Source organism: Methanocalculus sp. MC3 (assembly GCF_054767395.1).
On record NZ_BAABMP010000005.1, the window covers coordinates 71,565 to 92,346 of the forward strand.

The window sequence follows — 20,782 nt, forward strand, 5'->3', positions numbered from 1 at the left end:
GAAAGAAAGCAGACGCTTGATAACAGGATGCGACATATAGTCTGTTGATGGCACTGACACGCAGGATCATTCCATGCCTTGACTTAAAGGATGGACGGGTCGTCAAAGGGACGCATTTTGAGGGGCTCAGGGATGCCGGAGACCCGGTTGAGCTGGCGGCACGCTATAATGAACAGGGAGCAGACGAAGTCGTCTTCCTCGATATAACTGCCTCGAAAGAGAAGAGGAAGACGATCATCGATCTCATCTCCCGCGCCGCAGATCAACTCTTCCTCCCCCTCACAGTCGGGGGCGGGATCAGCACAACAGAGGATATCACCGCCATTCTCAGGGCGGGAGCAGATAAGGTCTCGATGAACACAGCAGCAGTGCTAAATCCCAGAATCATATCAGAAGGCGCTGCCGCATTTGGGACTCAGTGCATTGTGCTCGCTATGGATGTCCGGAGAAATTTCGAGCATCAGGACGGGAGGACAGAGATTCGTCTGCCGGATGGGTCCATCTGCTGGTACGAGGTTGTAACCCATGGCGGAAGCAGGCCAACAGGGATCGATGCCATCCAATGGGCGCAGGAGGCAGAGGAGCGGGGCGCAGGCGAGATCCTGCTCACCTCGATGGAGACGGACGGCACCAAAGAAGGGTTTGACATTCCAATCACCGAAGCTGTTGCATCGGCAACACATATCCCGGTTGTTGCATCAGGCGGGGTGGGGACGCTTGAGCATTTCTATGATGGGTTTGTCCTTGGAAAAGCCGATGCCTGCCTTGCCGCATCTGTCTTTCATTTTGGCGAGTTCACGATCAGGGATGTAAAAGAGTATCTTGCCGGCCGGGGAGTCCCGGTCCGGCTCTGATGTGAGATCAGAGAAAAGGTCTCAGATCGATCTCAAACCCTATCACCGGATGTTCGAGATCGAATGCCACAATTACATCGGGGTGAAGCTCCCCGAAAAAGCCTGTTTTTTCCGATCCATTCATGATAGCACCCTGCCTTCCTGAGAGGAAAGCCGGATCCCCAGATTCAGCAATGCTGAGTGTGTCAATACCCAGTTCCCGCAGAATTGAATCCACGGTCGCATAGATCTCTGAGAAGTCCGCTGAGGGATGGATGGCGGCGCATGCCATCTTCTGGTAGGTGAGCGCACCATCATTCACATCACCGACCGTGAAGATCCGCTGCGGAAGTTCACGGTGTTTATTCAGCTGAAGGATCTCAAGGAGCATCGGCAGGAGATCGGTCCTGATAATGGTGTTCTCGATTGAGATCGGATGAAGCACCTTCAGGGCGGCATCAGATCGTGGCCGTTGCATCTGATCATAGCTGACCCGTTCGTTTGTCAGGGTAAACGGCATCACTTCCGTGTAGCCAAGGCCAATTGCAATCCCTGAGACGATACGGGCAAGGCGGCTTGCGGGATCCTCTGTTCCGATAGTGAAGGTGGGTGGAAGAGTGGCCGGGAACCGGTCGAACCCATATGCAATGGCAACATCCTCAAAGATATCCCAGTCATGCATGATATCCGCCCGGTAGCAGGGGATGGTTACCCGCACCTTTGATCCTTCAAGAGGAACAGCTCCAAAACGCATCTTCTCAAGAAGCGGGACGATCGATTCCGGTGTGAGCGGAACACCCATGAGCCGTGCACATTCATCACAGTCAATAATCCGCTCAACCGGTGCCAGCGAAGGGGTCTTCTGCCCGTCAATTGTGACCGATTCAATCGTTCCACCGGCTTCTGCAAAGGCAGAGCAGATGATCGCAACCGTATTCTGTACCGCCCGCTCATCGGTGCCGGTGACATCAAGGAGGATATCGGTGGTATCTGACGTGACCCGTGTCAGTTCCCCATTGATGATCGGAGGAAATGAGAGAACCTGATCGTTCGCATCAACAATCAATGGGAATCTGTCAAAATGCTCCACAATTCCGGCATACGCCCTTCCTTTTGGATGTTCAGTGAGGATCTGATCCATCGTCATAGGCACGGTATAATCGAGGGGCACAAACTGCCGATCACGTGGAGATGCAATGTAGCGAAAAGGCGGTGTAATGGTAGAGAGATCATGCACCCCGATTGCAACCTTGGATCGCCCACGCCCAATCGCCCAGTGCAGCGCCTCCTGGAGCGCCATGACTGATTCGATCGAGGCATCGTCGAAGCGGAGATTCCTGATCACTGCCGATCCAAGCACCGGGCGGATCTCAGCAAGAGCGGGATCAATTGAGAAGCTGATACCGGATTCATGAACCGGGTATTTGGGCAGACCTGTCTCAATCCCAAGGAAACCCCGCATTGCCCGTGCCACCCCTTCGACCGAGTAGAGATCGGTTCTGTCAGGGAAGAACTCGACATCGGCATGATCCTCTTCAATCCGTTCGATATCTGATCCAATCATCGGCAGGGCTTTTAGGATCGTATCCTTATCGGTTTTTGTGAGGCGTTCGAGGTACTCATAATTCAATGTAATAATCGCCATTGCTAGATCCTCCGGTATGAGGGAGTATTTCGGATCCAGTCGATATCGCTCTTATAGAGCTGCCGGAGATCTTTCAAGCCCAGCCTGAGCATCGCAACCCGCGAGATGCCAAGGCCCCATGCAAGAACAGGATGAGAGATCCCAAACGGCGAGGTCACCTCTTCACGGAAGATACCTGCACCTCCAAGCTCCACCCATCCAAGACCATCCACCCAGACCTCAGGCTCAACAGAGGGTTCGGTGTAGGGGAAGTATGCAGGCCGGAACCTGACATCCGGGAACCCCATCCGGTGATAGAACTCTTTTAAGAACCCGAGAAGATGGCTGAAGGTGACACCCTCATCCATCACGATCCCCTCAAGCTGTTCGAACTCGGCAAGGTGTGTGGGATCAATTGATTCACGCCGATAGACTCGTGAGAGGGAGAATGCCTTTACCGGGGGCTCCGGATGTGCTGCGAGATACTGGATCGACATGGATGTCGAGTGTGTCCTGAGAACAGATCCTTCTGCCTTCGCCTTATCCCAGGTACCGCCCCAGCCGGTGGAGGACGTATCCCCTCCAAATTCGTGCATATCACGTATCTTCTCCCATCCATCCGGAAGAGGCGAGGTGAGATCAAGGTAGAAGGTATCCTGCATCTCACGCGCAGGATGATCCTGCGGCTGGAAGAGTGCATCGAAGTTCCAAAAGACGCTCTGGACGATGTTCCCGGAGAACTCCGAGAAACCCATCTCAAGGAGCAGGGTACGCACCTCATCAAGGATCTGCCGGTACGGATGAGTTTTTCCCGGATATATCCGGCGTGGGGGTGTTGTAAGGCTGTAGCGGCGTAATGCTTCATCCCTCCACGATCCGGAGAGAATCTGCTCACGGGTAAGCGTGCCGACTTCAGGGCGGAGATCGATTCCTGCTTCAAGAAGTTTCTTTCCATCAGGGGTGATCAGAATGATCCACCGAACTTCCTCATGTACGGTGACGAGCCCCCGTGATTTCAGCTCACCACACTCATCCAGATCTGCGACACCAGCAGCAATCTTTTTGAGTGCAAGCTCTTCAGTACTCTCAGGAGTTGAATCAGCCTTCTTTGCAATCCCGCGATCTATTGTGATCCAGTTATTCTTCCGCATCCAGCCGATTGCCACCTTTGCAAGAGGGTGCCGGGAGAGTTCTCCCATCGGGATTTCTCCAACGATGCTCTCGACCACCTGCCGTTCGGGAAGACCATCTCTGGCATAGGCCTCTCCCTCTTCAGTGAGCTGGTATTCTTCCTTCACCTCGCGTTTAACCTGGACAAGCCCTCTGCCTGCGGCAAGGTGTGCCCACTGTACAACAGCGGCGGCATCTGTTGAGAGCTCTTCTGCAAGGATCGATGCCTCTGCTGAGGCATGCTCCCCAAGCACGCCCAGAAGGCGTTTTTCATTTGCGGTCAGTTCCATCTATTACACCACCATATGGGAGACAGCATCCCTTTTCTCTTTGAAGTCCGAGAGGAATTCCTTTACCCGCTCGAATGTTGCCTTCTTGCATGCACCGCAGAGGAGTGAGCCTGAAAGGCACTGTGTCCGGATATCAAGGAGTTCTTCGTCATCTGGAACCATATGGAAGAGATTTAAGAGATAGACCGGGCAGCTGTCAGGCTCCCCTCCAAGCCGGACCTGCTCTTCTTTCGTCATCCTTCCTCCGGTGAGGGCTCCCATCACCTTCCGTTTCACATCAGAATCGGACTCATCGAACCAGAAGAGAGAGTCAGGCACACTGCTTGACATCTTCCCCCCCTGCAGTCCCTGCATGAAGGAGTGGTAGGTGGATGACGGAGTTACGAAACCATAGCCGCCTTCCGCAACCTCAATTGCACGTACTTTTTCAGAGACAGAGAGGCAGTCTGCACCGGGGATATCAACATGCCCCTCGTACCGTTTCGATCCGGGGAATGCCGCAGCAATCGCATCCATCGCATGAACAGGGGCATTCTTTGACCTCACACTGATGATAGTACCCTGATCCAGCACCGTGAACCACCGCATCTTATGTGCAATATCCCGGGTGAGCCGGATATGCGGATCCTGATCGATTCCAACCGGAACAACCGTTGGCGCAGGCCCTTCCATCAGCTGCGGGTACAGAATATCCGCAACCTGTGTGGCAACCGAGTCTGCATGGGCTAGCGCAGTCTCCTGTGAGAATCCATAGATCGCCTGGAGATCCGAGAAGTTGATCTTAATTGCCGCTTCAAATGCAAGATCCTTCAGCCGCTCGTTCTCGCTCTGGTAGTAGGTTGTTCCTTCAAAGCCGAGTGCATAGAGGCATTCGAGATATTCACGCCCATATCGTTTGCAGGCATCCCAGGAGAGGCCGCGGACCGCATGCGCCTCGCGATCTGCAATTGCGACATATCCGGATCCCCCCTGTTCGACATGCCAGACCACCTCACGCATCACCATCAGGTGCCCAAGGTGAGGATGGCCTGATGGCATGAACCCGGTCATCACATTAAACCGGGAGCCGGAGTTGATCGCATCAACTATCGGACCATAATCCCGGTGGCCGATAACAATCTTCCGCCTGAAGAATGAGGGCCGGCTCTTCAGTGTCGTTACCTCATCTTCAACTTGTGCGATCCCAAATTCAGCAAAGAGGCGATCGATATCAACGCTCTGGCTGCTTGACCAGGGGTTTATTCCGGATTCCATAACGGTACTCTCACAACTTTATCCGTGCAAACTCGATGTACACGATCTCTTCATTCTGTACACAGGCAAACAACATCTTCTTTTTCACGCTATGGGCCATCCTGACTGAACGTGAGATGGTGGATATCGGGATCTCGGCGCCTTCCCTGATCGCGTGGACAAGCATCTCTGAGTGGGTATTGCTCTCAGTGTAGACTCTGAAGTGGTGGCCGAATTTGTACCCGGTTCGTGGCGTATATCCTAGTGACCTGAGTCTGGAATAGACAGTGAGCTTCTCTTTCAGCTCATCATCAGAACAGAGGGCAGCTGCAAAATAGGTGGATCGATCGATTGTTGTTTCTGAGAAGGTAAGTACTCCCTGATCGAGTAGATACAGTACCTCAGGAGGAGAGAGGATGAGGCGATCCTGATCGAGGCGTGTTCCAAACCACTGTTTCTCAAGGAGAGCAGCCCCTTCCCCGAAGACCATGGCAGACGAGCCCGCAGGAACAGCAACAACCCCTGATTCAAAAGGTGTAGCATCGCGGGCTTTGGGGCGGTGGAACCTGACATCATAATAGGTCAGTTCCTCTTCATCATCGACAACTGCAAGTATGAAATTCTTCCTCATATGCTCTGCGGTTGCCACCTCGCTGATGAGAACCGGAAAGGCAACCGGATCCCGTTCGGAGAGGACACGGATCAGGTACTGGGTCGTCCCCTTCCCCGGCCGCTGGCCACGCCTGAAGACCCGGAAATCATGCGGGCCCGGCTGGATGACATACCCCCGTTCACGGATGTCACGGTATACAATAAAGGATCTGAGAAATATTCGTCCCGTCTCCGGATGATTAACCGATTGCATCAGGAGTGAATCGAAATCATAGCCTTCCACATCCAGTTTGCCACGCTGGATGAGGTAGAGAGCCTCCTCAACAGAGAGGGTAAGCCCGGATTCGCCGGTGCGCCCGTACCCGCTCTGCTCATAGAGTGGTATGCCATCTGACCCTGTCCGGATAGATGTTCCATCAAATGTTGCCTTCACTGCCTCTGGTATTGGTGGTGATCCAAGATAAACACACTTCTGAAGAAGAAACGCTTTCTCAGGAGAGTGCAAACAATCTAAAGATACTATGGATACCATACCACTCTTTCGAAAAGCGGGATGTGCAGCAGTTCTTCTGATCTGCATATGTCTCGTACCGGGAACGGTGTCTGCCGGAGATCTCTTCTCCTACCAGACAACCGAACAGACGTATTCGCTTGCATTGTATACAGATATCCACGCCATCGAACAATCTCAGGATGGAGGATATATCATTGGAGGTCTTGCATCTGATGAGAATGATAATCATACTGCCTTTGTCATGCGAACAGATCAAGAGGGAAAGGTACTCTGGTCGCAGATCTATCCAGGGGAATTTATGATCTCCATAAAGGAGCTTGAAGATGGCAGGATTGTTGCTGCATCTTTCGATGAGCTACTACAGCCCGGCAAGTCTTACGCTCCAATAACGGGTTCCGGGTACCTGTCCCTGATCGAGCAGGATGGATCTGTTATCTGGATGGATGAACTCACGGGTGCCATGCCACGTCAGATACAGATAACAGATGATACAATCATCCTTGTTGGATGGAGCTGGATTCCGGGTGAGAATTCTGAAATACTTGAAGGATTCCTGTATCGATACGACCTATCCGGAACCCGACTGGATGCTATCACCTATGAAGGGGTTTCGGTTCATGACATCCTGCCAACAGATGATGGAGGGTATGTTCTTGTCGGCAGTTCGGGTGCCAGCCTTGGTGAAGATGCCCCCATATTTGGCCATCTCACAAAGATCGAATCAAACGGACATCCTGAATGGACAGAATTTTTTGAGGAGCTTGCATTCTTTTCAATAGCCGAAATGAATGGTGGATATATCATGGCAGGGAGCAGTATGCCCTATGGCACTTCATTAGGTCAAGCTCGTGTTATTGGTGTGGGAACAGATGGCACCCTGCTCTGGAATGAAACGCTTCAGGGATATGCTGCATATGGGATTGCTCCGTTTGGGGACGAATATCTTATTGCCGGGGGCACAGGACCAGGCAACCCATATCTTGCATATATAACCTCAGACGGTGTTCTAAAAGATTCACAGCGGCTGCTTGATGCAGACGGGCGCTTCACCGCGGTTCTACCGATCTCAGATGATCGGGTTGCTGTTGGCGGTTGGTCACGCCATACAGGAGATGTTGAAGGATGGTTCATGATCTTCGATCCCAATGCAGAACCTGTTACGCCACAGCCAACCCTGCCTGTACCAGTCCCAACAACAGGACAGCCAGAACCAACAAAATCCCCCGGCTTCGGCATCCTTGCAGCAGCACTCGGAATGACCGCAGCTGCACTCCTTGCTTACAAGAGAAGGAGAGATTAACCCGCCAGTTCCCTGACTTTGGCGATATTGCCAATGTCATTACGGGTATCATCTTCAGGCGTCTCCATAATGAAAGGGAGGCTCCGGAGGCGGGGGTGATGGAGGATGGATCGGATCCCCTCCTCCCCGATCTGCCCAAGGCCGATATGTTCGTGCCGGTCAAGGCCGGACCCAAGTATTCCTTTTGTATCATTGAGATGAATGACCGAGAGGAGATCGAGACCGATCTCGGAGTCAAACTGATCAAATGTCTCTCTGACCAGATCAGGCGTCCTGAGATCATATCCTGCTGCAAAGGCATGGCAGGTATCAAAGCAGACTTTTATCCTCTTCTGATCATGTATTCTTCCGATAATATCCCCGATATCCGCAAGGTCGCTCCCGACCGAATTCTTCTCCCCGGCAGTATTCTCAAGGAGAAGGAAGACACCTGCGGGTGCATCTTCGAGTACCATGTTGATCGCTTCAGCCACCCGCCGTCTGCCATCCTCTTTTCCCGAAGGGCTATGGTGCCCAAGATGCATGACCAGAAACGGGATCTGGAGATCCGCACACCGCGAGAGTTCAACCGAGAGGCTCTCAACCGATTGGGAGTATATGTTCTCCTTCTCAGAGGCAAAATTAGGAAGATACGGCATATGGACAACAGCAGGACCGATACCCGAATCCTTCATTGCCTGAACAAAGGCGGAGGCAGAGTCATCGGTCAGGGGTTTGTAGCTCCAGCCCCGGGGATTGCGTGAGAATATCTGAAAGGTGTCGCATCCCCGCTCAAGAGCGCGGGATACGGCAAGGTCGATCGAGCCTGCGATCGAGACATGGACGCCGACGGTTACCATACTGGTATACTACTCCGGCAGATGAAGAAAAGATATGGGAGAAGGCAGTCCGCCCGGGATCAGATCCCAAGCTCTGCCTTTACTGCTTCCCCAAATGATTCCGTGGTTGCAGTTCCTCCGAGATCGGGAGTCTTGATCCCGCGCCCGATAACAGCCTGGAGTGCAGCTTCGATATGCCCGGCATCATCCCGGAAACCGAGGTATTCAAGGAGCATTGCCCCACTCCTGATCGCAGCAACCGGGTTTGCAATTCCCTTCCCTGCGATATCCGGTGCCGAGCCATGTACCGGCTCAAAGAGCGCATATCGATCCCCGATATTGGCCGAGGGGAGCATCCCAAGCCCGCCTACCAGATACCCGGCGACATCCGAGAGGATATCCCCGAAGATGTTTGTGGTAACGATGACGCCATACCTTGCAGGATGGAGGAGAACGTCAAGGGCAAGTGAATCGATGTAGCATGCCTCAAAGGAGATGCCTGCTTTTGCAGCCTCATGACAGCAGATGTCACGGAAGAGCACGTCGGATTTGATGACATTTGCCTTGTTCCCGATCGTCAGGAGGCAGCCGCGCTCCCCTGCGAGCCGGATGGCAACCCGTGCAATCCGCCTGCTCCCCTCAACCGAGACGACACGGACGGTACAGGCGCGATCCTTCTCCCGCCATTCGATACCGGAGTACAGGCCCTCGGAGTTCTCCCTCACGATCATAATGTCAACGTTGTCGCCTTTCACCGGACGGAGGTTTGCATAGAGATCAAGTGCCTGCCGGATCCCGAGGATGACTGACTGATAACAGGGATCCGGGGGCGTGGTGATCGCACCAAAAAGGATCGCATCTGCGCTTTTCAATGCAGTGATATCATCGTCTGTGCACGCGACACCACTCTTCTGCCATCTGGCATACCCGACCTCCACCTGAAAAGAATCAAATTCCGGGTGGAGCGATCCGATGATATCCCAGGCAACCGGGATCACCTCCTGCCCGATCCCATCGCCCGGCACGAGTGCTATTTTGGTCATTGCTTCCTTCTCCAGAGCTCCATCATCTCATAGACTGCATCGAGAACCATCTTTGGTGATGCACCCCAGTGGACAACCGCACCAAAATAGCCATTGTATATACCGACACCACTCCGTTCCTTCCTGCAGCATCGTGCAATAAATGGCTCCTGCGATACAGAGGAGAGCGGACAGATATCAATGGAAGTGAAGTTGTTACCATAACATTCCTGGTAGAGTTGTCGGCCTGTCAGGCAGCCCGCCACCCGCTCACCTCCCTCCATCGGATCCATGTCAAGGGTCTTCTCAAATCCTCCTGCCCGGCAGGGAAAGACATCGGCATCAATTCTGGAGATATCCCTGACATGATGATCAAAGACGCAGTTCAGCTCTCCAAGAAGCCCCTCTTCTTCAAGGCTCTCGATCGTCACCGAGAGATTGGCCCGTGGGGGCCTGATATCATAGACATGCACGGTTTCAAAGAGAGAGAGGTCGGGATCCAGGACGAAGTTCATATGTTCGTCCATTGCCCCAAAGATCGTGCAGCGTTTTCCTGTTGAGAGGGCACGCCTGACCATACCCGCACGATTGTGCTGGTTCACCCGCTCCGAGTACATTACCGTCTCTTCTACGGTTGCGAGCACCTCCTCATGGAGGATCTTCCGCATCATTCCGGTGCCATCCGGGTCAGGCGTCACCTTGAGGAGTTCAAACCCATCCCGAACCCGCTTGACAAGGTATTCGGAGAGGAAGTACACTTTGTCTCCGACAGGCTTTCCAAAGGCATGGCCGACCACCTTGCATTCCGGCGGGAAGATCATGCCTTACCCCTCCAGTAGGGGACGAGTCCACCGGCATCCAGAATATCACGCATCCGGGGGGAAAGCGGGGTGAAGGAATAGCGGGCTCCTGCCACTTCTATCACCCCTTCATAGAGGTTGATTGCGATCTGATCGCCATCCCGGCAGGTGAGATCCGCCTCAAGCACCGGCAGGCCGACATTGATTGCATTCCTGAAGAAGATGCGGGCAAAGAGAGGAGAGATGACGGCAACAACCCCTGCCTCCCTGAGCGCAACCGGCGCCTGTTCGCGTGATGAGCCACACCCGAAGTTCCTCCCGGCAACAATGACCGCACCCGACAATCTCCCGGCAAGTGAGGGATCGAGATCTTCAAAGACATGTGTCCCCCAGACAGACCGATCCTTTGTCCTGAGGTACCGTCCGGCAATGACGAGATCAGTGTCGATATCTGGTCCGAGGCATATTGCCTGCCCTGTAATCATACCTGCACCTCCGGATCAGTGATGCAGCCGGCAAGTGCGGTTGCAGCTGCTGTCGACGGTGAGGCAAGGTAGATCAAGCCTCCGACTCCCATCCTGTTTTTGAAGTTGCGGTTTGCGGTTGAAAGGCAGACCTCGCTATCCCCAAGCACACCGTTATGCATGCCAAGGCAGGGGCCGCATCCGGGAGAGACCACTGTGCATCCCGCGGCAACAAGATCAGTAAAGATTCCATCCCGTGTGGCTTGAAGAAGCACATCCCGTGATGCAGGAACGACTATTGTCCGCACCTTCACCTGCCTGCCACGGACAATATCTGCAAATCTCTTCAGATCGCTGTAGCGCCCGTTCGTGCAGGTGCCAAGGAGCACCTGATCCACCTCGGTTCCCGCGAGATCGCCGACAGGCTTGCCGGAGTCGACACGGTGCGGAGGGGCCACGAGAGGAACGATTTCATCGAGATCGATTGTCACCTCACGATGGTAGCTACAGTCTGAAGGGATCTGGAGATCGATTGAATGTCCATATGACCCAAGGTATTCCCGGCAGACCAGATCAGCAGAGAAGATCGCATTCTTTGCTCCCGTCTCAACACCCATGTTGCAGATGCAGAGCCGATCCTCCATAGAGAGTGTCGCAGCACCCTCACCCCTGTATTCAAGGGCGCAGTATGTCGCCCCTTCCATACCAAGACGCGACACAACAGAGAGGGCGAGATCTTTTGCCTCTGCGGCACCGGAAAGCCTTCCCTCAAGCGTGATGCCGATCGTCTCAGGCACCCGGAACCAGGTCTCACCTGATGCCCAGATCGCGGCCATATCTGTTGCACCGACACCGGTGGCAAAGGCACCGAATGCTCCTCCCGTACAGGAGTGGGAGTCAGCTCCCACCACAACCTCTCCGGGAAGAATACGCCCCTCACTCATAATCTGGTGGCAGATGCCGCCGCCGCAGTCAGAGAATTGCATTCCTGCAGAGTGTGTATACTGCCTGAGTTCACGCTGGAGATCGGCGGTGAGCCCGGTATTTGCCGGGCAGATGTGATCGAAGAGGACCGAAATCTGCTCCGGGTTCATACCCGCCTGCACACCCATAGATCGGAATGCCTCAAGGGTGAGGACACCGGTACCATCATGTACGTACGCACGATTCACCCGCCGATCAACGTACTCTCCGGCACTTCCACCAAGAATCCTTTCAGTGAGCGTCTGACTCATGCGAGAACCTCCAGTTCAGCCTGATGAATCAGCTGGAGGAGGATATCATGAGTGATGCAGCATTTGTGCTCGCCCCTCGCCTTCACCTGATCCAGAATCCAGCAGATCTGTTCTTCCCCAAGATCATGCCCCATTGACTGTAAAATATGTGCAATCGCTTTTTTGCCGGTATGTTTACCAAGAAGGTAATGCCGCTCCCCTCCAACCAGGTTAGGATGGATATACTCATAGGTTGATGAATCCTCAATGAGTGCAGCGATGTGAATTCCGGATTCATGGGCAAATGCATGTTCTCCAACAATCGACTTAATCTTTGGAACTGGTATTCCGGATGCATCTGAAACCATCCTGCTGAGCTTCAGGAGGTGTGAAAGATCGTAGCGATCAACTCCTCCCTTGAATCGCAGGGCGCAGAGCACTTCTTCAAGTGATGCATTTCCTGCCCGCTCCCCGATACCATTCACGGTTGTATGAAGCTGGTATGCCCCCCGTTCAGCAGCAGTGATGGTATTTGCAGCAGCACAGCCCATATCATCATGGCAGTGGATGCAGAGCGGGATCGGGAGATCGACAACGAGAGATTCTATTATGCCAGCCATTTCAAGGGGGGTGAGGCAGCCGACTGTGTCTGCATAGGAGACATAATTTGCTCCATATTCGGCACCTTTCAGGTACATCTCACGGAGGAATGAGATATCTGTCCTTGAAGCATCTTCTGCGGCAAAACGCACCTGGATACCGTGATCATGAGCGTACTCAACCATCTTAAGTGCCTGTTCGAGGACCTCTTCACGGGGTTTTTTGTACTTGATCCGCATGTGCAGATCAGATGTTGCGATGAAGATGCTGATCATATCGACATCACACCCGATAGCGCAATCCACATCCGCCTTCAGTGCCCGTGAGAGGCAGCAGATCCGTGCATCAAAGCCCATGTGAGAGAGATCACGGACACATCCTGCTTCGTTATGGGATACAATTGGAAAACCGGCTTCAATGACATCGACACCGATCTCATCAAGGAGATCGGCGATCCGGCATTTCTCTTCAGGGGAGAACGATACCCCCGGGGTCTGTTCGCCATCCCGGAGGGTTACATCACAGATTTCAACATTCCACTTTTTCATATGCTGCTTCCTCCGGGCATCTTCCACGGACAATGATCACCTTCTGGCCGGTTTCCGGAATACATAACGCTTCTGAGAGGGCTTCAGTATCTTCTGCCGGGATCTCAAGTGAATCCGCCCATGACAGATAGGGACTGATATCAGGGACAGTCTGGCCTCCTGTCATCGCCATCCGGCTGTTTGCAAGGACGATTAACAGAAGAGGGATATCCTTCTCCCTGCAATCGATCAGGCTGTTTATGCCGGAGTGGAGAAGAGCACCATCACCGATGACAGCAACCCCTGTACTCTGTGCAGCAACGGCAATGGACGAGCCAAGACAATAGCTGGCAATACCGAGCGAGTACGGAGGATTCATCAGGAGCAATGAGCAGCCGATATCCGGGATCACCTGCATCTTCCGCTCTTTCATAAGCGAAAAGAGCGGTTTGAAGGGGCAGCCGGAACAGAATGTCCGGAAAAACCCACGATCGGTGAAACGCTCCAATGAACGCCCTGCCTGCGGGGGGAGCAGCTGCTGGTGTTCCCTCACAAATGGCCTTCCAATCTCGATGATCCGGGATCCGGCCGTAAACGATGGGGGCGGATAGGGGATTGCAATATGAGACTCTCCCCCGACTGCGCCAACACCGATCTCCTGGGCACCTCCTTTGATCCTGTTGAGGGGGGAGCGCCCTGCCCATGCAAAAAGTCCGGCAGTTCCCTTATCAGCCCTGGCAATCCGGCCTGCGATCGTGAGATCAGGATCGGCAAGCCTGCCATGTCGTATCATCTGGACTGCTTCCACCGGCTTGATCTCATCATTCAGGAGGGTTGGGGTAATGCGGAGGATAGCCACCCGTGAGAAGCGTTCTGAAGCTTCAAAAGCAGCAGCTACGGCTGCGGATAATGTCTCTCTGTCAGGCTCGATCACCGGGCATTGGGCAAGTTCCCCGAAATACCGGGAGTCCTGGGAGTTTTGCGAGAAAAGGGCTTCGGGATCGTCACCGGCAATGACGACAACACCTGAGACGAGGCCCTGTGTCGTCGCATTGATAAGAGGATCGCAGAGGGCATTCATCCCGACATGTTTCACAATCACACACGAACGCCGTCCGGAGAGAGAGTCTCCAAGTGCGTATTCAAGGGCGGTCTTCTCGTTTGTGACCACCACGGCTGAAACGAGATCCCCAATCTCTGTCACCGGATACCCCGGTACTGTGTAAATACTATCTACACAATCTCTCAGGGCTTCTGCTACTGCTTCATATCCTTTCATTCAAAATCCCTCCCGGGAACAATATCACAGCCTGTACAATATGTACACATCGTGCGGGCTTTTGTTGTATCCAGACCTGCTTTCTTCAGGGCATCATAGTGGACATCAGCAATTCTGAGCAGGCGTTCAGCTGATGGCCTCCTGTATGACGCAACTGCAGCTGCGGGGGTAAGCGGCCGGATGACCGGGATGACGCCACGTTCCGCAAGCAGCCGGATGCAGCTTTCCATCTCTTCATCGGTCTCGCCAAGACCGAGGATCACATTCGAGTAGACCCTTTCACGTCCAAAGAGGGCAACGGAGCTGTCAAGTGATTCAATAATTCCATCCCATGAGAGTCCGGGGCACATCTCCGCAAAGAGTCCGGGGGTTGCCGCTTCAAGATTGAACTTCACCTCGCTGACTCCTTCTGAATAGAGGAGATCGGGAGTATTGGGGGTGGGGTAGATCGAAACCCCGATTGGTATATCCTGTCTACCGATCCGCTTCAGCACCTCGATTACCCGCTGCTCTTCGTCTTCAATGGAACCGACAACCCCGCTTGTAAGTGATATTGCATCGATCCGATCCCTGGCAGATTCGATCATCTTCGCAATCTCTTCAGGAGTTTTCACACGCCCCTCCTTGAGCGGCACCGGGCAGTACCTGCAGGAGAAGATGCACTGGCCGGAAACGGTGATATATGCCTGACGCGGGCAGTGAAGTGCGGGCTGCTCAAGGATACCGGTTGTTTCTATGTTGTCAAACCCAAGGTGAACCTGCCCATCGCCGTCATGCCTGATTTCAACAGGAGAATCCGGGGATACGGAGAGCCGGACCCTTTTCCCACCCTTTGAGAAGAAGATCGAGCCCCCACCCCCGGCTCCGGGCCCTGCTACGGAAGATTCGATATAGCCGGATGCATCCACTCCGGTGAGCCTGCATGAACCGATGGCGAGGAGTTCAGCCTTCAGTTCGACCCATCGCATAATTCCAAAGCCTCCTCAAATCGGGTCATAAACGGGATCGCTGCAACCGCACCGATCAAACCTCTTCCGGAGAGACGGATATCAAGGAGCGGGAGGAGAGTATCCAGTTCAGAACGGGTAATCTCACCCCGCTTTACCTTCCATGCATACTCTTCGAGAGGGGAAGGATCAAATCCGGTGTATGCAGCCATACCAGTCTCATCCGAAAGGGTATGTTCACGCAATAATTTCTCGAAGCGATCGATGCATCCTGCCGGATCGGCTGTTGCAAACTCGCATGCGACGGCAACACAGTTCTTTGTCCTGAATGCAACAGGATAGAGCTGCACGATTGTGTGGGAGAGATACCGGGTCTTCTCATCCTCAACAGACCGGGCAATATTATGGCAGAGCGTCCAGGTGGCACCGGCTTCCGGCGTATCGGTATCATCCACACCGATGATGAGACGTTGAAGCCGTGGCAGCACGATCCGGGAACCAGCCACCTTCCCACCTCCACTGGGATCTGATTCCGACCGGATCACCCCGGTGGCGTTTGCACGGCAGATGGATGCCCCAACACCGCCACCACCCATGCCAAGATAGGTGATGCCGATCTCGTTCTCTGATACTGCCACCCGGGCGATCCCTGCCGGAAATCGGGATCCGACCAGTTCGAGATCGACTGCTCCGGGAGAGAGGAGATACCGGGTTGTCTGTCCGACTGTCCGCACCTGCTGCACAAGAGGGCTCTGTCCATAATGTCGCTTCACCCACATTGCACCGCCGATACAGTCAAACCGCTCGATAAGCTCAACTGCTGTACCATCATCTGAAGCGATCGCAAGGATCTCAGGATATATTATCGAATAGGGATCATGAGTATGCTTCATAAAAACCTGCCATACCTATCTGGAAAATACATGAAAGACGCTATACTGCTATTGTACATGCTACGCAGGCGTACATACCCCATCCCTCCGATACAAACGGATACCTCAGTGAACTGGTAACCAGGGCTGAACAACTGGTGGAGTGAGAGAGATAGGAACATATCCTGCAACCGAAATTTTCGTTAACAGGATAATCGGCTGCAACAGAATATAAGTTGATCGATCGCAGGCGGGGAAAAAAATTAGAAGAGTTCGTGAAGCTGGAACTTGAATGGTCCAAGAGAGCCGCCATAATTTCCGGCTGTAATCTGCTTCACACCCGGCACCTTGCAGGCGGCTTTCACACCTGCTGCCATTGCCGCCATCACCGAAGCTTCGTCGACACCATCAATGACTATCTCATAGATTGCACCGATTCCGGCTGGCACACTGGTACCTTCAACCTTCTCACGGATTGTCGGGCAGAATGCCTCGTTTGTGGATGCTCCCATGAACTTGTATTTCTTGCTTCCGACCTTTGAGCCGCTGGAAACGACACCGCCCGGGAACGGAGTGATGACACCCGGCACATCCGCGATAGCATCAACTGCTGCTTCTGCTGCAACGAGTGCACTCATCTGGTTCTCTCCCATGATCAGGAAGTTTCCTCCGGCAACGCCCTTGACTGCCCCGTATTCCTCTTCAATAATGAAGTCGCCACCCATGATTGGAATGGACCAGCATTCGCGGCCACCGACGGTGACTTTGGATTCAAATCCATCCCCAAAGAAGTGGAGCTTTACCGGAAGCTTCTCCTCTGCGTCAAGCCCGTTGAAGGCGGCGGTTGTTGGTGCGGTGAGGATGCACTCTGCAATACGCTCAACAAGCTGTTCCTTGAGCTTCTTCTTGCCGACACAGATGAGGATGGCATATCCCGGCCGCCCATCAGGAGTTTCGTCGGCAGGAACGAACCGCTCGATACCTGCCTCTGCGGGACATCCGATCGTTGATGTGGCAAAACCGGTTGCTTCAACTGCTGCCTTGTATGCCCATTCCTTTGTGACTGCTGTTACAATGACACGGGAGACCCAGGTGGGGAATCCCTCTGCGTAGGTATTGTCGATGATGACACCGTTGTATTCCATAGAAACACCTTCTATACCAGTATGTGTGGGAGCTTCATAAAAGAAGATTTCTTTTTCATCCGGCATCCTATCTGGCAGTTTGAAAAACATGTACCCGGACCAGGGAGGGGGTGAGATAGTTAAAAAATGTGTCAATCAGGAAGACAGCGAACGGATAAAAAATTTAAATAAATTATCGATATAATATATAATAGCACAATCTGATCTGAAGCAAAAAGAATCCTTCATTTAAACAATATTTTTGAAAAATAAGAGTTATTTAAAGAGATAAGTCGAGGAGAAGAGCGGCATTGCAGTATAATGAAAACAGTATAAAAAACCCCGAAAAAGCGCATGGAATATGCTATTCATTCAGAGTCAGTCACATTTTACAGTGGCACAATTAACTACTATCCATTAATATCAACTCACTATCAGGAATGTTTGTAGTCTAATGAATTAAGAAAGTTTATCTATCTTATCTAACAACCATTTCAGTAATCGATTAAAATCGATAGAAAGGCTGGTGCTGATAGCATGGCGTTTGCAATGCATATCAATTTGGAGCGTTGTACTGGTTGTAACAATTGTGTTGTTGCATGCCCGGTAAACGCATTGGAGCTGTACACAGTTGATCCTGTCACAAACGACAAGATCTACAGTGTCCGGGACGGAAAGGCAATTGTACTTGACGTCAATAACGAGCTCTGCGCCGGATGCGGCGTGTGCGTTGAGGCATGTCCTTACAATGTCATTCGACTGGTAGGACCGTGGGAGACGAACCGTGCACCTGTTGAGGGTGTCGGAGCTCACCACTAAATGGAGGAGAAGAGAGGGATTCATCAATGGCTATGAGCAATTTGTTTCCAAAATTCTCCAGGACAAGAGAAGGTGTAAAGGTCGTAATGGAGCAGAGACTCCTGAAGCAGACCAACCACCTGATCTTAGACAGCGAAACCTGCACGGGATGCGGCATATGTGTCGAAGCCTGTCCGGAAGAGGCAATCTCTCTGGGACTGGTCGGAGCCATTCGCCGAGGAGCAGTTTCAACCGGCATTGATGCACCTGTTAGCATCGAGGCGGAGAAATGCTCGTACTGTGGCGTATGCGTCATTATGTGCCCGTTCAATGCGCTGAAACTGGAGATCGACGGCGAAGAGAAACTCCCTATTCTTGAGAAGGAAGGGTTCCCTGAGTATGATATGGTCACCGAGATCGACGAAGAGAAATGTGTCCGGTGTACTATCTGTGACGAGGTCTGTCCCAGAGAAGCGATCGACCGTGATGTTCCATTATTTGAAGGAGCAGATGACGAAGGGCTTCTGAGGCAGAATGCACTCACTGCAAAGACCGAGTTTGTGGTTGATGAAGAGAAGTGCAATCTCTGTGGCATCTGTGGTGCACTCTGCCCCGCAATCGATGTCGAGCACAAACCATTCACGGCAGAAACCGGAACCGTCGATGGCGAGGTTGTCTGGAATGAGGATCTCTGTGATGCATGCAAGGTCTGTGTCGAGGCATGTCCGGAAGAGGCAATCACCGTCGAAAGGACAGTCGAGTCAAAGAAACTCCCCGGCAAGGTCACCATTGTCTCGGAAGACTGCTGTACCTGTACCTGGTGTTCAAAGAACTGTCCGGAAGAGGCGATCACTGTTGAGAAGATCTTCGAGGGAGATATCACCTTCAATGCAGAGAAATGCCCATCCGGGTGTTCAACCTGTGTCGAGGTCTGCCCCTGTAATGCGATCTATCTGCCGACACCCAAGCCCGCAAAGGATCTGAAACGCGAACTTGAACCGGTCATTGCAGTGAACAAGGATTTCTGCATGCTCTGTGGCGCCTGTGTCAATGCCTGCCCCGGCGAGGATATTATTGTCCTGAAGAGGACCGGCATCCGGGTCAAAGGAAAAGAGACCGACCTGTTCAAGACGATCAAAGCGAAGCTCCTGACTCCACGGACTTCCCAGGTTCGGGAAGACCAGAGCAAGGCCGGAGAAGTTCAGCTGAAAAGAATGGAGACTGCGTGAGGTTTTCATTATGGCAAAAGCAAAGGGTTACTCCGATGAAAACCTGTCTGTCCGTCTGGCAGACCGGTATTACCGCACAGACGATGCATCCCCCGATTTCCTCAAGAATGTCGAAAAGATAGGGATGACGATTGCCCACATGTGCTACCAGTGCGGCACCTGTACAGGGTCATGCCCCTCGGCACCGAGAAGCTCATACCGGATCAGGAAGTTTGTCCGGCGGGCAGTGCTCGGGCTCGAGAACGATGCGCTTACCGACCCGGATCTCTGGCTCTGCACCACCTGTTATTCGTGCACCGACCGGTGTCCACGGGATATCGCACCGACCGATATTATCATGGCAATGAGAAATCTGGCATTCAAACGCGAGATTGTGCCACGGAACTTCTTAAACACCGTCCAGTTCATTTACAAGACGGGACATGGTGTCCCCAATAACGATGTGAACCGTGCGGCACGTGTCAGACTCGGACTTGAAGCCGAGCCGGAAACAACAGCAAAATATGCTGAGTTTATACCGGGCATCCAGAAGATTCTCGACCACTACGGCCTGAAAGATAAAGCTGATGAGATTCTGGCGGAGGGTCAGTAATGTCAGGAAAGACACACCAATACGCATTTTTCCTCGGGTGTATCGCACCGAACCGGTATCCCGGTATCGAGTCCGCAGCCATTAAAACAAGCAGAAATCTCGGGATCGAACTCCTCCCACTGAAGGGCGCATCATGCTGTCCGGCACCAGGAGCGTTTGGCTCGATCGATCTCAAAGTATGGTACGCAATGGCTGCACGCAACCTTGTCCTTGCCGAGCAGATGAATACCGATATCGCACTCATCTGCAATGGCTGTTACAAGTCAATCTGGGAAGTGAACCACAAGCTCAAACACCATGACGAACTCAGGGATGACGTTAACGAAGTCTTAAAAGAGATCGACATGGAGTTCAAGGGAACGATCAATGTCCGCCACCTTGCCGAGATCTATTATGATGAGAAGATCTGTGGCGTGGCAAAGCTCGCAGACAGTATCACAACACCACTCAAAGGAGTGAAGATTGCCGTCCATTATGGATGCCACCTGCTCAAGCCACGCAAAGAGCGTGAGTTTGAAGCGGAAGGTGTCGGCGATACCGAGAACCCGATGTGGATGGAGGAGCTTGTTGCTGCACTGGGTGCAGAACCGGTGCAGTACCGCAACAAGATGCAGTGCTGTGGTGCCGGTGGCGGTGTGCGTGGATATGATATTGCACATGCACTTGACATCACAAACGAGAAGCTGATCAACATGAGCGAGGTCGGAGCCGACGCAATAACCGAGGTCTGCCCGTTCTGCCAGCTTCAGTTTGACCGTGGCCAGATCGAGATCGGGGAGAAGTTCGGTGTCGAGTGGGCAATTCCTGTTCTCCACTACAACGAACTGCTCGGCCTTGCACAGGGGATGAGCCCGCAGGATCTTGCACTTGATCTCCATGGGATCTCCTGTGAACCTTTCCTGAACAAACTCCGGTGAGGT

Annotated in this window: 20 protein-coding genes; 6 read left to right on the forward strand and 14 right to left on the reverse strand. The window is 52.9% G+C overall.

The genetic code is table 11. The features are described 5' to 3' along the window. Positions 1-47: 47 nt before the first annotated feature. Positions 48-854, forward strand: a complete 807-nt coding sequence (hisF, locus tag ACYUBO_RS09195) for an imidazole glycerol phosphate synthase subunit HisF (RefSeq protein WP_460373815.1) — start codon at positions 48-50, stop codon at positions 852-854. Between the two features lie 7 nt (positions 855-861). Here hisF and pheT read toward each other — a convergent pair whose 3' ends face one another. The 4 genes from pheT to endA are packed head-to-tail and all read right to left on the reverse strand — an operon-like array spanning position 862 to position 6,195. Beyond that, positions 862-2,478 (reverse strand): phenylalanine--tRNA ligase subunit beta, encoded by a 1,617-nt coding sequence (gene pheT / locus ACYUBO_RS09200; RefSeq protein WP_460373817.1) that lies wholly within the window; start codon positions 2,476-2,478, stop codon positions 862-864. A 2-nt stretch (positions 2,479-2,480) separates the two neighbouring features. Beyond that, positions 2,481-3,917 (reverse strand): phenylalanine--tRNA ligase subunit alpha, encoded by a 1,437-nt coding sequence (gene pheS, locus ACYUBO_RS09205; RefSeq protein WP_460373819.1) that lies wholly within the window; start codon positions 3,915-3,917, stop codon positions 2,481-2,483. A gap of 3 nt (positions 3,918-3,920) precedes the next feature. Beyond that, positions 3,921-5,171: a tryptophan--tRNA ligase gene (locus ACYUBO_RS09210; RefSeq protein WP_460373821.1), complete on the reverse strand. Its 1,251-nt coding sequence runs from the start codon at positions 5,169-5,171 to the stop codon at positions 3,921-3,923. 10 nt (positions 5,172-5,181) lie between these two features. Next, complete coding sequence (endA, locus tag ACYUBO_RS09215; RefSeq protein ID WP_460373823.1) at positions 5,182-6,195, reverse strand: tRNA-intron lyase; 1,014 nt, start codon at positions 6,193-6,195, stop codon at positions 5,182-5,184. Positions 6,196-6,283: 88 nt separating this feature from the next. Between endA and ACYUBO_RS09220 the strand changes: the two genes are divergently transcribed. Beyond that, the gene (locus ACYUBO_RS09220; RefSeq protein WP_460373825.1) at positions 6,284-7,576 is read left to right on the forward strand and encodes a PGF-CTERM sorting domain-containing protein; all 1,293 of its coding nucleotides are present in this window, start codon (positions 6,284-6,286) and stop codon (positions 7,574-7,576) included. On the opposite strand, the gene ACYUBO_RS09225 is transcribed toward ACYUBO_RS09220, so the two are convergent. From ACYUBO_RS09225 to fhcD, 10 genes are all read right to left on the reverse strand, one after another. Continuing rightward, positions 7,573-8,415, reverse strand: coding sequence for a deoxyribonuclease IV (locus ACYUBO_RS09225; RefSeq protein ID WP_460373826.1), 843 nt, complete (start codon positions 8,413-8,415; stop codon positions 7,573-7,575). The genes ACYUBO_RS09220 and ACYUBO_RS09225 overlap by 4 nt on opposite strands. Positions 8,416-8,474: 59 nt before the next feature. Further along, positions 8,475-9,437, reverse strand: coding sequence for an isocitrate/isopropylmalate dehydrogenase family protein (locus ACYUBO_RS09230; protein WP_460373829.1), 963 nt, complete (start codon positions 9,435-9,437; stop codon positions 8,475-8,477). Then, positions 9,434-10,237 carry a DUF7714 family protein gene (locus ACYUBO_RS09235; protein ID WP_300332834.1) on the reverse strand — a complete coding sequence of 268 codons (804 nt, stop codon included), beginning with the start codon at positions 10,235-10,237 and terminating at the stop codon, positions 9,434-9,436. The genes ACYUBO_RS09230 and ACYUBO_RS09235 overlap by 4 nt, the downstream gene beginning before the upstream one ends. Continuing rightward, positions 10,234-10,701 carry a LeuD/DmdB family oxidoreductase small subunit gene (locus tag ACYUBO_RS09240; protein ID WP_460373831.1) on the reverse strand — a complete coding sequence of 156 codons (468 nt, stop codon included), beginning with the start codon at positions 10,699-10,701 and terminating at the stop codon, positions 10,234-10,236. The genes ACYUBO_RS09235 and ACYUBO_RS09240 overlap by 4 nt, the downstream gene beginning before the upstream one ends. Continuing rightward, positions 10,698-11,915, reverse strand: a complete 1,218-nt coding sequence (locus tag ACYUBO_RS09245; RefSeq protein WP_460373832.1) for a 3-isopropylmalate dehydratase large subunit — start codon at positions 11,913-11,915, stop codon at positions 10,698-10,700. The genes ACYUBO_RS09240 and ACYUBO_RS09245 overlap by 4 nt, the downstream gene beginning before the upstream one ends. Beyond that, the gene (locus tag ACYUBO_RS09250; RefSeq protein ID WP_460373834.1) at positions 11,912-13,042 is read right to left on the reverse strand and encodes a homocitrate synthase family protein; all 1,131 of its coding nucleotides are present in this window, start codon (positions 13,040-13,042) and stop codon (positions 11,912-11,914) included. The genes ACYUBO_RS09245 and ACYUBO_RS09250 overlap by 4 nt, the downstream gene beginning before the upstream one ends. After that, positions 13,023-14,300, reverse strand: coding sequence for a thiamine pyrophosphate-dependent enzyme (locus tag ACYUBO_RS09255; RefSeq protein ID WP_460373836.1), 1,278 nt, complete (start codon positions 14,298-14,300; stop codon positions 13,023-13,025). The genes ACYUBO_RS09250 and ACYUBO_RS09255 overlap by 20 nt, the downstream gene beginning before the upstream one ends. After that, positions 14,297-15,268 carry a radical SAM protein gene (locus ACYUBO_RS09260; protein WP_460373838.1) on the reverse strand — a complete coding sequence of 324 codons (972 nt, stop codon included), beginning with the start codon at positions 15,266-15,268 and terminating at the stop codon, positions 14,297-14,299. The genes ACYUBO_RS09255 and ACYUBO_RS09260 overlap by 4 nt, the downstream gene beginning before the upstream one ends. Beyond that, complete coding sequence (gene mmp11, locus ACYUBO_RS09265; RefSeq protein ID WP_460373840.1) at positions 15,250-16,140, reverse strand: methanogenesis marker protein 11; 891 nt, start codon at positions 16,138-16,140, stop codon at positions 15,250-15,252. Before mmp11 ends, ACYUBO_RS09260 begins: the two co-directional genes overlap by 19 nt. A 242-nt stretch (positions 16,141-16,382) precedes the next feature. Next, on the reverse strand, positions 16,383-17,264 hold the full coding sequence (gene fhcD / locus ACYUBO_RS09270; protein WP_460373843.1) for a formylmethanofuran--tetrahydromethanopterin N-formyltransferase: 882 nt from the start codon (positions 17,262-17,264) through the stop codon (positions 16,383-16,385). 516 nt (positions 17,265-17,780) lie between these two features. On the opposite strand from fhcD, the gene ACYUBO_RS09275 reads away from it, so the two are divergent. The 4 genes from ACYUBO_RS09275 to hdrB are packed head-to-tail and all read left to right on the forward strand — an operon-like array spanning position 17,781 to position 20,779. After that, complete coding sequence (locus tag ACYUBO_RS09275; RefSeq protein ID WP_460373844.1) at positions 17,781-18,062, forward strand: 4Fe-4S binding protein; 282 nt, start codon at positions 17,781-17,783, stop codon at positions 18,060-18,062. A 32-nt stretch (positions 18,063-18,094) separates the two neighbouring features. Next, on the forward strand, positions 18,095-19,270 hold the full coding sequence (locus ACYUBO_RS09280) for a 4Fe-4S binding protein (protein ID WP_460374779.1): 1,176 nt from the start codon (positions 18,095-18,097) through the stop codon (positions 19,268-19,270). Between the two features lie 10 nt (positions 19,271-19,280). Next, positions 19,281-19,862, forward strand: a complete 582-nt coding sequence (gene hdrC, locus ACYUBO_RS09285) for a CoB--CoM heterodisulfide reductase subunit C (RefSeq protein ID WP_460373846.1) — start codon at positions 19,281-19,283, stop codon at positions 19,860-19,862. Beyond that, the gene (gene hdrB / locus ACYUBO_RS09290) at positions 19,862-20,779 is read left to right on the forward strand and encodes a CoB--CoM heterodisulfide reductase subunit B (RefSeq protein WP_300329086.1); all 918 of its coding nucleotides are present in this window, start codon (positions 19,862-19,864) and stop codon (positions 20,777-20,779) included. The genes hdrC and hdrB overlap by 1 nt, the downstream gene beginning before the upstream one ends. The last annotated feature ends 3 nt before the right edge of the window (positions 20,780-20,782 follow it).

What these genes read in the sequence shown, in the direction of transcription:
- hdrB (WP_300329086.1), top strand. Translation starts at nt 19,862, where the DNA reads ATGTCAGGAAAGACACACCAATACGCATTTTTCCTCGGGTGTATCGCA.
- hisF (WP_460373815.1), top strand. Translation starts at nt 48, where the DNA reads ATGGCACTGACACGCAGGATCATTCCATGCCTTGACTTAAAGGATGGA.
- ACYUBO_RS09280 (WP_460374779.1), top strand. Translation starts at nt 18,095, where the DNA reads ATGAGCAATTTGTTTCCAAAATTCTCCAGGACAAGAGAAGGTGTAAAG.
- mmp11 (WP_460373840.1), bottom strand. Translation starts at nt 16,140, where the DNA reads ATGAAGCATACTCATGATCCCTATTCGATAATATATCCTGAGATCCTT.
- ACYUBO_RS09240 (WP_460373831.1), bottom strand. Translation starts at nt 10,701, where the DNA reads ATGATTACAGGGCAGGCAATATGCCTCGGACCAGATATCGACACTGAT.
- ACYUBO_RS09275 (WP_460373844.1), top strand. Translation starts at nt 17,781, where the DNA reads ATGGCGTTTGCAATGCATATCAATTTGGAGCGTTGTACTGGTTGTAAC.
- ACYUBO_RS09245 (WP_460373832.1), bottom strand. Translation starts at nt 11,915, where the DNA reads ATGAGTCAGACGCTCACTGAAAGGATTCTTGGTGGAAGTGCCGGAGAG.
- ACYUBO_RS09210 (WP_460373821.1), bottom strand. Translation starts at nt 5,171, where the DNA reads ATGGAATCCGGAATAAACCCCTGGTCAAGCAGCCAGAGCGTTGATATC.
- fhcD (WP_460373843.1), bottom strand. Translation starts at nt 17,264, where the DNA reads ATGGAATACAACGGTGTCATCATCGACAATACCTACGCAGAGGGATTC.
- ACYUBO_RS09250 (WP_460373834.1), bottom strand. Translation starts at nt 13,042, where the DNA reads ATGAAAAAGTGGAATGTTGAAATCTGTGATGTAACCCTCCGGGATGGC.
- pheS (WP_460373819.1), bottom strand. Translation starts at nt 3,917, where the DNA reads ATGGAACTGACCGCAAATGAAAAACGCCTTCTGGGCGTGCTTGGGGAG.
- pheT (WP_460373817.1), bottom strand. Translation starts at nt 2,478, where the DNA reads ATGGCGATTATTACATTGAATTATGAGTACCTCGAACGCCTCACAAAA.
- ACYUBO_RS09220 (WP_460373825.1), top strand. Translation starts at nt 6,284, where the DNA reads ATGGATACCATACCACTCTTTCGAAAAGCGGGATGTGCAGCAGTTCTT.
- hdrC (WP_460373846.1), top strand. Translation starts at nt 19,281, where the DNA reads ATGGCAAAAGCAAAGGGTTACTCCGATGAAAACCTGTCTGTCCGTCTG.
- ACYUBO_RS09235 (WP_300332834.1), bottom strand. Translation starts at nt 10,237, where the DNA reads ATGATCTTCCCGCCGGAATGCAAGGTGGTCGGCCATGCCTTTGGAAAG.
- ACYUBO_RS09230 (WP_460373829.1), bottom strand. Translation starts at nt 9,437, where the DNA reads ATGACCAAAATAGCACTCGTGCCGGGCGATGGGATCGGGCAGGAGGTG.
- ACYUBO_RS09225 (WP_460373826.1), bottom strand. Translation starts at nt 8,415, where the DNA reads ATGGTAACCGTCGGCGTCCATGTCTCGATCGCAGGCTCGATCGACCTT.
- ACYUBO_RS09255 (WP_460373836.1), bottom strand. Translation starts at nt 14,300, where the DNA reads ATGAAAGGATATGAAGCAGTAGCAGAAGCCCTGAGAGATTGTGTAGAT.
- ACYUBO_RS09260 (WP_460373838.1), bottom strand. Translation starts at nt 15,268, where the DNA reads ATGCGATGGGTCGAACTGAAGGCTGAACTCCTCGCCATCGGTTCATGC.